Here is a 13,191-nt window from a genome sequence, read left to right as displayed (position 1 = left end):
CCCTTGCGGGAGGCGGCCCGCACCGCGACGTGCGCCTGCCGCTCCAGCCGCCCGCGCAGCGCCGTCGCGTCGACCGTCTTCAACGCGCGGTGCCGGGACAGTATCCGCCCGGCGCCGTGGCAGGTGGACTCGAACGCCGGGTTGCCGGGCACACCGGTGAGCACGTACGACGCGGTGCCCATCGAACCGGGGATGAGCACGGGCTGACCGACCGGACCCAGCTCGTCGGGCAGGTCGGGGTGTCCCGGCGGCCACGCGCGGGTGGCGCCCTTACGGTGCACGCACAGCCGCCGGGACGCGCCGGGGTCGTCGTGGCCGGTGCCGCCGCCCGCGCCGTCGGTGACCGCGCTGTCGGTGACCGCGTGTCGTTCCAGCTTGGCGAGGTTGTGCGACACGTCGTAGACCAGCCGCAGATCCCGTCCGGTCTCCGCGCGGAACACCCGGTCGGCGGCCACACCGAGCATGTGCCGGTTGGCCAGCGCGTAGTTCGCGGCCGCGGCCATCGCCCCCAGGTAGGCGTGGCCCGGCTCGGATTCCACGGGGGCGCAGGCCAGCTGCCGGTCGGGCACGTGGATGCCGTGCCGGGGCATGACCTGTTCCAGCACGCGGACGTGGTCGGTGCACACCTGGTGCCCGAGCCCGCGCGACCCGCAGTGGATCATCACGCACACCTGCCCCCGGCGCAGGCCGAACACGCGCGCGACGTCGGCGTCGAAAACCTCGTCGACCGCCTGCACCTCCAGGAAGTGGTTGCCGGAGCCGAGACTGCCGAGCTGGTGCAGCCCGCGCTCGGCGGCGCGGTCGCCGACCCGGTGCGGGTCGGCCCCGGCGACCCTGCCGTGATCCTCGCAGCGGTGCAGGTCGTCGGCGGTTCCGTGCCCCTGTTCGACCAGTTCCCGTGCCCCGCCGGTGAGCACCCGGTCGAGTTGGCGGCGGTGGGCGAGCGGCCGGACGGCCCCGCGTCCCGCCCCGCGCGGGATCTCCCGGGCCAGGGCGTTCAGGACCGTGTCCCGGGACGGGGCGAACGCGTCCCGGGACACCTCGGCCGTCAGCAGCCGCACGCCGCAGGAGATGTCGAAGCCCACCCCGCCGGGGGACACCACGCCGTCCCGGTCGGCGTCGGTCGCGGCGACCCCGCCGATCGGGAAGCCGTAGCCGCGGTGCATGTCCGGCATCGCGAACGACGCCGTGACGATGCCCGGAAGACTCGCCACGTTCGCCACCTGGTCCAGGGATCCGTCGGAGGACAGGCTCGGCAGCAGGGCGGGGGAGGCGAACACCACGCCGGGCACCCGCATCGACCCGGTCGGTGCGATCCGGTATCGGTAGGCGCCGTCGGCGACGAGGGGCTCGTCGCCGGAAGGGTGGGCCGTCGGTGCCCGGTCGCGCGCGGTCACGGCGTCAGGGGTTGCGGTCGTCGGTGGACGGCTCGAACTGCCGGTTGGCGCTGTCGGCGAGGGTCTCCCGGCGGGAGAGCAGGTCGGCCAGCAGCTCGTCGAGCAGGTCGACGGCGTTCTCCGGGTGCCCGGAGCGCAGTTGCCCGAGGATCTGGTGGCCGCGCAGGCGCAACCCCTCCGGCCACTGCTGCCAGCTCATGCCGGTCAGCGGCACGCCCTGCGCGGCGGGGTCCCCGCCGGTGCTGCGGTCGTCCTCGGTACCCACGACATCCTCCCGGGTGTGCGCTCCCTGGAGGACTTCCCCGCCCGGCGGGTCAGGACACCTCGTTCAGCTTGCCGCTCGCGACGTCGAACACGAACCCGCGCACGGACTCCTTGCGCGGGATGTAGGGGCTGGTCGTGATGCGCGCGATCGACTGCCGCACGTCGGTCTCCAGGTCGTCGAACGACTCCGCCGCCCACGGCGGCTTGACGCCGATCTCGTCGTGCAGGGTCTGGCGGAACCCGTCGTCGGTGAAGGTGAGCATCCCGCAGTCGGTGTGGTGGATCAGCACGATCTCCTCGGTGCCGAGCAGTCGTTGGCTGATCGTCAGCGAACGGATCGTGTCCTCGGTGACCACCCCGCCCGCGTTGCGGAGCACGTGGGCCTCGCCCTCGGCGAGGCCGAGCATCCGGTAGACGTCGAGACGGGCGTCCATGCACGCCACGACGGCGACCCTGCGCGCGGGCGGCATCGGCAGCGGGCCGGAGAACGTCTCCGCGTAGCGGGCGTTCTGAGCGAGCAGTTCCTCGGTGACCGACACGGCCGGGCTCCTTTCGGGTTCTGACGGAAACTGTGTCCGCGTCCCAGTGCAGACCGACCCGTGCTCTCCGGCAACTCGGGGTCCACAGGGTGGTCGCGGCCGGATCGTCGAGTCGCATCGTGATAGCGAATCCGCTATCATCGGTTCGTATGGATCGTGTGCCTGACCGTTCGCGTGGTGAGCCGATCTCGACTTCGGCGGCGAATGTGGTGGCGACCGCGCGGGAACGACGCCGTATGTCGCAGAGGGAGCTCGCGCGTGCGGCCGGGGTTCCGCAATCGACGGTGGCCTCCATCGAATCGGGTCGGCGCCAACCGTCGTTCGCCATGGTGGAACGCTTGTTGGATGCCGCGGGTTTTCGTCTCGACCTCGGCCTGACCAACACGATCCGGCCGTCGACGCTGCTGGAACGACATGCTCGGGAGGTGACCGAGCTGCTGTCCCGTTACCCGCTCGCGGGGGTCTGGGTCTTCGGCTCCGTCGCGAGAGGGGACGACCGTCCCGACTCGGATCTCGACCTACTCGTGGAGCTCCGCTCCGGGTTCTCCGTGCTCGACATCCTGGGCTTGGAGGAGGAACTCGCGGATCTGCTCGGCTGTCCCGTGGACTTGATCACGACCAGCGAACTCTCCTCGAACGAGTTGTTGCGCCGAGGAGTCGATCGTTCCCGGCTGCCGCTCACTCTCGCTGCCTAGACGACTCGACATGGACGAACGCACCGCCGAGCGTCTGCTGTATGTTGACGCCACCTTGACCGAGATGGGACAACTGGCGGCCAGGGGACGTGCCGCCTATGACACCGACATCGCTGTCACCAGGGCCTGTCAGTACAATGTCATCCGTCTCGCGGCTGATCTTGAGCGTCTCGGCGATACCTGGATTTCGGCGCACGACGATGTCCCCTGGCGGCTCATCAAGGGTATGCGGAACAGGATAGCGCACAATTACTGGACGATCGACGACGAGATCGTCTGGACGGTAGTGGCGGAGCACGCGCCGGAACTTCATCGAGCGCTCGTCGAGGAGATAGAGCATGCTCGCGCGGTCCTCGAAATGAAACCGGAATGAAAACCGACGATGCGACCGCCCAGAGAATGCTCTGTGCCGGCGCTCGGCGAATCGGGCCCGTACGGAAAACGAATGCCCGATGCGGTCACGGCTGTGGGTCACCGGTCGGGGTTCCGTCCTCGACGTTGTTGAGGGCGGTGTGATCGCCCGCCTGGGCGGTCGGGATGACGCTGAAGGTGCCGTCGGTCTCCAGCACGACCGCGCTGACCCGGTCGAGGCCGCCGAGGCCCTGGGAGCGGACGGCCTGCAGGACCTCGGTGTGGGTGACCCGCTGCCGGCGCAGCGCGTCGGGCCGGAGCCGGCCCTCCCGGACGAGCAGCGTGAGGCTCGACCGCACCGCCCGGCGCACGCCGCGCACCCGCACCGCCAGCCAGGCGACGACGAACTGGGCGACGATCAGCAGGGCCAGCGCCAGCATCCCCTCGATCCAGGCCACCTCGGCGCTGAGCAGGACGGTGGCGAGGGTGGAACCGAGGGCGACCGTGACGACCAGGTCGAAGGCGTTCATCGTGGCCAACGTCCGCTTGCCCGACACCCGCAGCAGCGCCACCAGCAGCACGTAGGCGGGTGCGCCGACGGCCAGCACCCGGCCGAGCCCGGACCAGGAGTCGAAGAACATGCCGACCGGCATACCCGGACCGGGACCGGGACACGCGGGACCGGACCACCGTCCGGGTGGGTCACCCGCCGGTGGAGACCTCGACCTCGGGTAGTGACCGCAGGTGTTCGCGGGGCAGGGCGGCCGCCGCGGTGCGGACCTCGGGGTGTTTCTCGCCGAGGCGGCCCTCCACGAGCTGGGCGAGCTGGTAGGCCAGCGCTCCGGTCTGCCGGACGGTCACCTCGTCCAACGGCGCCAGCGGGGTGGAGGTGACGGCGATGCCGCTGACGCTGTCGTCGGTGCCGGTCACGGCGTTGACACTGAACCGTTCGCGGGGGTTGTCCGCCGGGGCGGCGTAGTGGTCGCGCAGCCGCAGCAGCACCTCGTGCCACCGGGTGACCTCGCCCTCCAACGGCAACCCGGCGACGTCGTCGCCGGTGAGCCGGACGGCGCGATCGGTGGCGAAGCAGCGGGTGTAGGCCAGCACGGCGGTGGTCCAGAGTGCCTCGGCGACGACGTCCGGGTCGTCGCCGGCTCCGGCGGGGCCTCCCTCGCCGTTCGCGGTGTGCGCGGTCAGGGCGGTCACGGCCGCTTCGCAGCAGTGGAGCACGGTCTGCAGTTCGCTGAACAGGTCGGCCAGGCCCGCCAGCTCGTCCGCGTCCGCGGTGTCCAGCGCGCGCATCGTGACGGTGGCGTCGGTGCCGTCGGTGGTGGGGCCGGTGCCGGCGGTGGCTCCGTCGGTGCCGGGGTCGGTTGCGGGGTCGGTGGCGTCGCTCATGGTGGTTCCTTCCCCCGGACCGGGCTCAACGCGCCCGGCCGGGCGTGACGATGCCGTACTCGTGCAGCTTGCGGTAGATGGTGGCGCGGGACATGCCCAGCGACTTCGCCGCTCGGGCCTTGTTGCCGTCGGCGTCGTGCAGGCTGCGCACGATCGCGTCCCGTTCGAGGGATTCCAGTTGGGTCAGCGCCCGCCGGGCCACCGCGTGGTACTCGGCGGGGAGGTCACCGGGTTGGATCACCCCGGTGCGGCGGCGGTGCCGCACCACGTACTGCAGCACCCCGTAGAGCTGGGTGACGTTGCCGGGCCAGCTCGCCCGCATGAGCAGCTTCATCGCGCCGGGCGAGCAGGTGAGCCCGCCGCCGTGGGAGAGCCGGTTCAGCAGGAACGGCACCAGCTCCCGCAGGTCCTCGACGTGGTAGCGCAGGGGAGGCACCTGCACGGTGGCGGGCAACAGCCCCAGCACGTCGGACAGTCCGGGCCGGGACTCCGCGCCGGGGGACAGGGTGGCCGCCACCCACGGGACCGTGCGCTCCTCCCGGGCGGACGGGCCGCGCAGGACCGTGGCCAGTTCCCGGGCGGCGTCCGGGTCGAGTTCGTCGAGGTGCCGGATCAGCAGTGCGCTGGTCTCCCGGTCGGTGAGTTCCCGGCGCACGGCGTCGAGCCACCCGGAGTCGGTGGCGTCCGCGGCGTCGACGGTGCGCATCCGCCGTCCGGGGTTGCGGCGCTGGTGGACGCACTCGGCGAGCAGGCTCTTGCCGACCCCGGGTTCGCCGACCAGCGCCAGCCACTCGCCGTCGCGGTGGCTGGCGTCCACCTCGTTGCAGCACCGAAGCCACAGCGGTGCCGAGCCGACCGTGCCGGGCAGGAACATCGGCACCGGCGGGGTGGTGCGGGTGTCGGCGGTGTCGTCGTCGAGGAGCTCGATGTGCGCGACGCCGCCGACGTCGGACCCGCTCGCGGCCGCCGGGACACTGCGGCAGTGCATCCGCACCCGGTTCCCGCTGGGCAGGTCCAGGGTCGTGCTCACCCGGTCGTCGGTGTGGAACGCCTGGCGTGCCTGGGCGAGCAGCATCGCCTGGTCGGCGGGGTCGAGCAGTCTGCGCGCGTAGTGGTTCATCATGACGACGTCGTCGCCCTGGGCGAGCACGATGCCGCCGGTGCGCCGGCAGGTGTGCAGGTAGGAGCGGAACAGTTCCAGTTCCCGCGCGCCCGTGGTGGTCAGCAGCGCCTGGCGGACCTGTTCGGCGGTGCTGCGGGCCAGCGCGATGAGCAGCCCGCCGGCGTCGCGGGTCCAGCAGGTCAGATCCACCGCGCCGACCGTCTTGCCGGTGACGGGGTGCTGGACCGGCACCCCGACGCAGGCGAGGTTCTCCAGGTGCTCGGCGTAGTGTTCGTGCCCGAACACGTGCCGGGTGCCGCCGTCCTCCAGCGCGGTGCCGATCCCGTTCGTGCCGACGAACTGTTCGCCGTAGCTGAACCCCGGCGCGAGCTGCACCTTCTCCAGGTGCCGGTGCAGACCGGAGTCCCCGGTGTGCTGGCTGAGCACCACCCCGGCGGGGTCGGTGAGGATGAGGCTGATCGGCTGGCCGCTGAGCTGGTCATCGAGTTGACCGAGCAGGGGTTGCGCGTTGCGCACCCATTCGGCGTCGAGGTCGCGGTCGGAGAAGTAGGGCGCCTCGATGCGGTCGGCGGGGACGTGCGCCTCGCGGGAGCGCCACCACGAGGTGAGGATCGTGTCCCGCACCCCGGTGGGGTCGGTGGCCTCGTCGGTCAGGAAACGCACCCGCGCCCGCGCCAGGGACTCCGCGTCCCCTCCCGTGTCCTGGTATCCGGCCGTGGTGTCAGGGGCGGTGCGTGCGTCGTGCATCGGCGACCTCCGGGAACGGAGCCGGGCGAGTGTGTCGACTGCCGTGGGGAGCCGTGTTCCCGGCCCCCTGGCGGAGGGTAGAGGACACCCGGCCCGCGCGGTGTCTCAAATTGAGATCGCCGGGTTCTCCCCGCGGGCGTGTCATGGCGGCGGAACCGACATCCGGGCCGTCGACCGCACGGAGGTGCGCCCATGAGCGCGGAAGACACACCGAACGAGACCTACAACCCGTGGACCGTGGTGAACCTGGTGTTCGAACACCTCACGGACGCGGGCCTGCACCCGGTGCTCGGCGAGGCCGGTGACCCGGGTGCGCACGCCGCCGAGTTGCTGCGGACGTTGGGCGTCACCCCCGCGGCGCACGACTCCCGGTTGCGCGAGGCCGTCCGGGACGAACTCGCGGAACTGCGCGCCCTGCACGAGAGGTCGTGACCGGCCGACCCGGAAAGGCGCGGGAACGCGGTCGTCTCATATTGAGACCCCACCCACCGCGGACGCGGGGTTGTATTGGTCGGCACAGCAGACCGCACCGGTTCGCTTCCGCATTCTCGCCGCGACCGGGTCGGCACCGGGCGGAGCTGTACGCGGACGAGGACACCGTCGTGGGAGCCCAGTGACGGGTAAGGAGCGATCATGAGCCGCCAGAGTGTGGCGAAAGCCCACAGCAAGATCCAGGAATTGTCCTGGGAGCCGGCGTACCACGAGCCGGTCTCGCACTACGGAACCGACTACACCTTTACCAAGGCGAAGAAGAAGGACCCGCTCAAGCAGGTGCTGCGGTCCTACTTCCCGATGGAGGAGGAGAAGGACCACCGGGTCTACGGGGCCGCGGACGGCGCGATCCGGGGCAACATGTTCCGGCAGGTGCAGCAGCGCTGGATGGAATGGCAGAAACTGTTCCTGTCTATCATCCCCCTGCCGGAGATCTCCGCCGCGCGGGCGATGCCGCTGCTGTTCCGGACCGTGCCGAACCCGGAACTGCACAACGGGCAGGCGATCCAGATGATCGACGAGGTGCGCCACTCGACGATCCAGCAGAACCTCAAGCGCCTGTACATGAACAACTACATCGACCCGGCCGGGTTCAACTCCAGCCTGCGCAATTTCCAGAACGACTACGCGGGCACGATCGGCCGGCAGTTCGCCGAGGGCTTCATCACCGGTGACGCGATCACCGCGGCCAGCGTGTACCTGACGATCGTCGCCGAGACGGCGTTCACGAACACGCTGTTCGTCGCCATGCCGGGAGAGGCCGCCGCGAACGGCGACTACCTGCTGCCCACCGTGTTCCACTCGGTGCAGTCGGACGAGTCCCGGCACATCAGCAACGGCTACGCCACCCTGCTGATGGCGCTGTCCGACGAGAGCAACCACCAGCTGCTCGAACGCGACCTGCGCTACGCCTGGTGGAACAACCACTGCGTGGTCGACGCGGCGATCGGCACGTTCATCGAGTACGGCACCAAGGACCGCCGCAAGGACCGGGAGAGCTACGCCGAGATGTGGCGGCGGTGGATCTACGACGACTACTACCGCAGCTACCTGGTGCCGCTGGAGAAGTACGGCCTGGTCATCCCGCACGACCTGGTCGAGGAGTCGTGGAACCGGATCTGGAACAAGGGCTACGTGCACGAGGTCGCCCAGTTCTTCGCCACCGGGTGGATCGCCAACTACTGGCGCATCGACCCGATGACCGACGAGGACTTCGAGTGGTTCGAGCACAAGTACCCCGGCTGGTACGACAAGTACGGGGCCTGGTGGGAGAACTACAACCGGCTGTCGGTGCCGAACGGGCACAAGCCCATCGCGTTCGAGGACGTCGACTACGTCTACCCGCACCGCTGCTGGACCTGCATGGTGCCGTGCCTGATCCGGCAGGACATGGTGATGGACGAAGTCGACGGGCAGTGGCGCACCTACTGCTCTCAAGGCTGCCACTGGACCGACGCGGTCGCCTTCCGGGACACCTACCAGGGCAGGTCCACGCCCAACATGGGCAAGCTCATCGGGTCGCGCGAGTGGGAGACGCTGTACCACAACTGGAACTTCGCCGACATCGTCAAGGACATGGGTTACGTCCGTGACGACGGCAAGACCCTGGTGGCGCAGCCGCACCTGGACCTCGACCCGAAGAAGATGTGGACGCTGGACCACCTGCGGCGCTGCCCGCCGTTCCCCAGCCCGAACGTGTCGCTGAACGAGATGAGCGACGCCGAGCGGGAGGCCTTCTACGCGGACTACGTCCGGCAGGGCCCGGGCGGACGGCCCGCGCCCACGGCCTGACCCGGCGTCCGCGAGGTGCGTGACCGCGCGTGCGGAGGGCGCCCCGGGACACGGGTGTGCCCGGGCGCCCTCCGCACGCCGGCAACGCCTCCGACACCGACGAGGTGAAGAGATCATGGCAGGTAAGCACCAGGTCCGGTTCGAACCGGTCGGCGTCGAGATCCCCGTCGACGAGGATCAGACGATCCTGCGGGCGGCGGCCGAGCAGGGCGTGATGCTCATGCACGGCTGCAAGGAGGGGCAGTGCGGCTCGTGCAAGTCGTTCCTGCTGGAGGGGGACGACGTCGAGCACGACCGCTATTCGACGTTCGCGCTGCCGGACTACGAGGCCGAGGAAGGGTTCACGTTGCTGTGCCGCGCGCACGCCTACGAGGACCTGACCGTCGAGCTGCTGAACTACGACGAGGAGCTGATCCGGTCGGGCCTGCCGATCCGGCAGGCGGTGGTGGAGGTGGTGGCGAACGAGCCGGTCACCCACGACCTCCGTCGCCTGGCGGTGCGGCTGGCCGAGCCGGAGACGTTCGAGTTCTTCCCGGGCCAGTACGTCGACATCGCGGTGCCGGGCACCGACGAGGCCCGGTCGTTCTCGATGGCCAACGTCTCGGCCTCCTCCGGTGAGCTGGAGTTCGTCATCAAGGTCTACCCGGACGGGCTGTTCTCCACGTTCCTGGCGGACAAACTGGCCGTCGGGGACCGGTTGGAGGTCACCGGCCCGTTCGGGGTGTTCACCCTGCGCGAGGCGCCGGAGAAGGAGCTCGTGTTCGTCGGCGGCGGCGCGGGGATGGCCCCGATCCTGTCGCTGCTGCGGCAGATGGCCGAACTGGGCCTGGACCGGCCCACCCGGTTCTACTACGGGGCCCGGTCCCGGCGGGACCTGTGCTTCGACGACGAGCTGCGCGGGTTGGAACGCACGTTGCCGGACTTCCGGTACGTGCCCGCGCTGTCCGAGCCCGCCGCCGACGACGCCTGGGACGGCGAGGTCGGGTTGATCACCGACGTCGTCCGTCGGTGCGAAGGCGACCTCACCGCCGCCGACGCGTACGTGTGCGGCCCGCCGCCGATGGTCGAGGCCGCCGTCGAGTTGCTGCCCGCGCTCGGCGTCGACGACGGGCGCGTGTTCTACGACAAGTTCACCACCACCGGTGACGGCGAGGCGGACTGACCGTCGACCGGGCGGGCGCCGGGTGAGAACCGGCGATGACCGCGGGAAGTGAGGACGAGAAACCGATGACCACCACACCAGAGACTCCCGAACGCAGCGTGCCGAAGCCGGTGTTCACCGACGCCGAGGCCGGTGCGCGGGAGTTCCCCGACTCCGGGCACCGACGCTTCAACTACTTCGTCCCGGCCAAACGCAAGCAGAGTCACTACGAGGACGTCACCGTCGAGGTGCAGCCCGACCCGCGGCACTACCTGTCGCAGGGCTGGCTGTACGGCTTCGCCGACGGCCGCGGCGGCTACCCGCTGGACTGGACGGTGCTCAAGGCCTGGGGCTCCGACCGGCCGGAGCCGCAGCGGTTTCCCGGCTCCGGCGGGCAGGGATACGACTGGCCCGCCCACGGGTGGCACGAGTTCCGCGACCCGAACGAGGAGTGGGAACAGAGCATCTACCGCAACAACTCGAACGTCGTCCGCCAGCTCACCCAGAACGTGGAGGCGGCGCGCGGGGCGAAGGCGTTCGAGCAGTGGAACCCGAACTGGGTGCAGTTCGTGGCCGCGCACGTGGGCGCCTGGATGCACGTCAACCACGGCCTGGGGCTGTACCTGTTCGCCAACGCCAACCGCCGGGCGCCCACCAACATGCACAACACCGCCATCTCGGTGAACAGCATGCACCGGATCCGCTCGGCGCAGGACCTGGCGCTGTACAACCTGACCCTGTCCGAGGAGATCGACGGCTTCGACGGCGAGGCGCACCGCCGGACATGGGAGAGCGACCCCGCCTGGCAGGAGGTGCGCGAGACCGCCGAGCGGATGACCGCGATCTGGGACTGGGCCGAGGCGGTGTTCGTGGCCAACGTGGTGTTCGAGCCGCTGGTGGGTGAGCTGTTCCGGAGCAACCTGGTGCAGCAGGCCGCCCCCGGCAACGGCGACTTCGTCACCCCGACGTTGATCGGGGCGGAGGAGTACGACTACGCCGAGCGCGACCTGCGCTACACCCGGGCGCTGTTCGAGCCGCTGGTGCGCGACCCCGAGTTCGCCGGGCACAACACCGACACGATGCGGACGTGGCTGTCCACCTGGGTGCCCCGCTGTCTCACGGCGGCCCGCACGCTGCAGCCGCTGTGGTCCCTGCCGGACGCCAAGCCGACCCGGTTCGAGGACGGCCTGGACCGCGCCAAGAACCGCTTCCGCGGAGTCCTGGCCGATCTCGGCCTGGAGGTACCGAAGGAGTTGAACCAGTGACCAGCACCGCCACGAGCCGTTTCGAGACCAACAACACCGCGTCCAACATGTGCGGCTTCACCCTGATGAACAACCAGGTGGGTGAGGTCATCGCGGAGGTGATGCGCGAGCAGGACAACGTGACCGTGACCCCGTTGCCGTCGATGATCCGGGTCGACGCCCACCGCCGGATGGACGTCGTCTACGCCGAGATCGACGAGGCCGCCGGCGAGGAGGACGGCTGGTTCGACCAGGCCGAGTTCGAGGAGAGCATGTCCACCCACTACGGGCGCATGATCCACCTGGACGACCGCACGATCCTGTTCGCCAATCCCGAGGACGCCGCCGAGCACCTGGACTTCGACCTGACCCCGGTCCGGTAGCCGGGCGTCCACCCCTGGGGGGAGAGGTCCGCCGGGCCGCGCGCCGCAGTATCCCGACCGCACGGGCCGCGGCCCGGCGGACCGTCCACAACCGCGACACCAGCAAGGGAGCCGGTGACCATGTACCGCAAGGACGGAGAAAGCTACTTCATCGTCGACAGCCACGTACACTTCTGGGACGGCAGCCCGGCCAACCAGGCCAACCGGTACGGCAAGGGCTTCATCGAGTGCTTCTACGACTACCACCGCAACCTCAGCCCCGAGGAGTGGGTGTGGTCGCTGGAGAAGTTCGGCAAGTACTCCGAACAGGACCTGATCTCGGATCTGTTCGAGACCGGGTACGTGGACAAGGCCATCTTCCAGCCCACCTACCTCAGCGACTTCTACGTCAACGGGTTCAACACCACCGAACAGGACGGCGCGGTGGCCGAGCGGAACCCGGGGCGGTTCGTCGTCAACGGCGCCTGGGACCCGCGCGACGGTGAGGCCGGCCTGGCCACGCTGGAGGAGCTCGCCCGGCGGTGGAACCTGCGCGGTGTGAAGCTCTACACCGCTGAGTGGCGCGGCGACTCGAAGGGCTGGAAGCTCACCGACGACTGGTCCTACCGGTACCTGGAGAAGTGCCGCGAGCTGGGCATCCGCAACATCCACATCCACAAGGGCCCGACGATCTACCCGCTGAACCGGGACGCGTTCGACGTGGCCGACGTGGACGACGTGGCCACCGCGTTCCCGGACCTGAACTTCATCATCGAGCACGTCGGCCTGCCCCGGCTGGAGGACTTTTGCTGGATCGCCACCCAGGAGCCCAACGTCTACGGCGGGCTCGCGGTGGCGATGCCGTTCATCCACTCCCGTCCGCGCTACTTCGCCCAGATCCTCGGCGAGCTGCTGTACTGGCTGGACTCCAACCGGCTCACCTTCGCCAGCGACTACGCCATCTGGCACCCGAAGTGGCTGGTGGAGAAGTTCGTGGACTTCCAGATCCCGGAGGACATGCAGTCCGAGTACGGCGCGCTCACCCCGGACGTCAAACGCAAGATTCTCGGCCTGAACGCGGCGGCGCTGTACGACATCCCGGTGCCCGCCGAGGCCCGCGCGGGCGAGGCGGTGTCGGTATGACGGCCGCGGCGGAGAAGGCGACCGCGACCGGACGCGCCTGGGAGGCGTTGTCCACGGTGCGGGACCCGGAGCTGGACGAGCCGATCACCGACTTGGGCTTCGTGGCCGACACCGCGGTGACCGGGAGGGCGATCCGGGTGCGGCTGCGGCTGCCGACCTACTTCTGCGCCCCGAACTTCGCCTACCTGATGGTGGCCGACGCCCGGGACGCGCTGCGCGCGCTCGGTGAGTTCGACCCGGTGGACGTGCGGCTGGTGGACCACTTCGCCGCCGGGGAGATCAACGCGGGGGTGGCGGCCGACTCCGGTTTCACCGGCACGTTCGCCGGGGAGGCCGAGGACGAGCTGGACGAGCTGCGCCGCACGTTCCGCCGCAAGGCGCACCTGGCGTGCCTGGAACGCGCCTGCCGCGGACTGGTGGCGCAGGGCTGGCGGGTGGACGCTTTGGCCGGGATGACCCTGGGCGAACTGCCCGACTCGCCCGAGCGCGCGGGGCTGCTGCGGC

15 protein-coding genes are annotated in these 13,191 nt (G+C 70.1%); 9 read left to right on the top strand and 6 right to left on the bottom strand.

Annotation, left to right across the window (positions count from 1 at the left end):
- The 3 genes from SACHA_RS0118785 to SACHA_RS0118775 all read right to left on the bottom strand — a co-directional run.
- Positions 1-1,397: RtcB family protein (locus SACHA_RS0118785; RefSeq protein ID WP_019812239.1), on the bottom strand; the 1,397-nt coding region annotated here is incomplete at its 3' end.
- A 4-nt stretch (positions 1,398-1,401) separates the two neighbouring features.
- Positions 1,402-1,662 carry a hypothetical protein gene (locus SACHA_RS0118780; protein WP_019812238.1) on the bottom strand — a complete coding sequence of 87 codons (261 nt, stop codon included), beginning with the start codon at positions 1,660-1,662 and terminating at the stop codon, positions 1,402-1,404.
- Between the two features lie 49 nt (positions 1,663-1,711).
- Positions 1,712-2,200 carry a beta-class carbonic anhydrase gene (locus tag SACHA_RS0118775; RefSeq protein ID WP_019812237.1) on the bottom strand — a complete coding sequence of 163 codons (489 nt, stop codon included), beginning with the start codon at positions 2,198-2,200 and terminating at the stop codon, positions 1,712-1,714.
- Positions 2,201-2,349: 149 nt separating this feature from the next.
- Here SACHA_RS0118775 and SACHA_RS0118770 point away from each other — a divergent pair, with 149 nt between their 5' ends.
- Entirely contained in the window at positions 2,350-2,895 is a 546-nt protein-coding gene (locus tag SACHA_RS0118770) for a helix-turn-helix domain-containing protein (RefSeq protein WP_083935914.1), read from the top strand.
- A 10-nt stretch (positions 2,896-2,905) separates the two neighbouring features.
- A complete protein-coding gene (locus tag SACHA_RS0118765; RefSeq protein ID WP_019812235.1) occupies positions 2,906-3,268 on the top strand; it encodes a HepT-like ribonuclease domain-containing protein in 363 nt (120 codons plus the stop codon).
- An 85-nt stretch (positions 3,269-3,353) separates the two neighbouring features.
- On the opposite strand, the gene SACHA_RS0118760 is transcribed toward SACHA_RS0118765, so the two are convergent.
- Genes SACHA_RS0118760 through SACHA_RS0118750 form a run of 3 tightly spaced genes read right to left on the bottom strand, consistent with a single transcriptional unit; the run spans position 3,354 to position 6,514 of the window.
- On the bottom strand, positions 3,354-3,899 hold the full coding sequence (locus SACHA_RS0118760; RefSeq protein WP_019812234.1) for a DUF421 domain-containing protein: 546 nt from the start codon (positions 3,897-3,899) through the stop codon (positions 3,354-3,356).
- 49 nt (positions 3,900-3,948) lie between these two features.
- Positions 3,949-4,644, bottom strand: coding sequence for a hypothetical protein (locus SACHA_RS23095; RefSeq protein ID WP_019812233.1), 696 nt, complete (start codon positions 4,642-4,644; stop codon positions 3,949-3,951).
- 25 nt (positions 4,645-4,669) lie between these two features.
- Positions 4,670-6,514, bottom strand: coding sequence for a sigma-54-dependent Fis family transcriptional regulator (locus SACHA_RS0118750; RefSeq protein ID WP_019812232.1), 1,845 nt, complete (start codon positions 6,512-6,514; stop codon positions 4,670-4,672).
- A gap of 192 nt (positions 6,515-6,706) precedes the next feature.
- On the opposite strand from SACHA_RS0118750, the gene SACHA_RS0118745 reads away from it, so the two are divergent.
- The 7 genes from SACHA_RS0118745 to SACHA_RS23090 form a co-directional block, all read left to right on the top strand.
- A complete protein-coding gene (locus SACHA_RS0118745; RefSeq protein ID WP_019812231.1) occupies positions 6,707-6,946 on the top strand; it encodes a hypothetical protein in 240 nt (79 codons plus the stop codon).
- 201 nt (positions 6,947-7,147) lie between these two features.
- Positions 7,148-8,797, top strand: coding sequence for a ferritin family protein (locus SACHA_RS0118740; protein WP_019812229.1), 1,650 nt, complete (start codon positions 7,148-7,150; stop codon positions 8,795-8,797).
- A 115-nt stretch (positions 8,798-8,912) separates the two neighbouring features.
- Positions 8,913-9,959 (top strand): FAD-binding oxidoreductase, encoded by a 1,047-nt coding sequence (locus SACHA_RS0118735; protein WP_019812227.1) that lies wholly within the window; start codon positions 8,913-8,915, stop codon positions 9,957-9,959.
- Positions 9,960-10,024: 65 nt separating this feature from the next.
- A complete protein-coding gene (locus SACHA_RS0118730; RefSeq protein ID WP_028663339.1) occupies positions 10,025-11,203 on the top strand; it encodes a ferritin family protein in 1,179 nt (392 codons plus the stop codon).
- Positions 11,200-11,565, top strand: a complete 366-nt coding sequence (mimD, locus tag SACHA_RS0118725; RefSeq protein WP_007023706.1) for a propane 2-monooxygenase effector subunit MimD — start codon at positions 11,200-11,202, stop codon at positions 11,563-11,565. Before SACHA_RS0118730 ends, mimD begins: the two co-directional genes overlap by 4 nt.
- A 120-nt stretch (positions 11,566-11,685) precedes the next feature.
- The gene (locus tag SACHA_RS0118720; protein WP_019812222.1) at positions 11,686-12,687 is read left to right on the top strand and encodes an amidohydrolase family protein; all 1,002 of its coding nucleotides are present in this window, start codon (positions 11,686-11,688) and stop codon (positions 12,685-12,687) included.
- The coding region (locus tag SACHA_RS23090; protein ID WP_019812220.1) for an iron-sulfur cluster assembly protein at positions 12,684-13,191 on the top strand (508 nt) is incomplete at its 3' end. The genes SACHA_RS0118720 and SACHA_RS23090, both read left to right, overlap by 4 nt.

Source organism: Saccharomonospora halophila 8 (genome assembly GCF_000383775.1).
Lineage (GTDB): Bacteria > Actinomycetota > Actinomycetes > Mycobacteriales > Pseudonocardiaceae > Saccharomonospora > Saccharomonospora halophila.
Note: the sequence above shows the minus strand (reverse complement) of the source record. Positions and strands in the feature narration are given on the sequence as shown.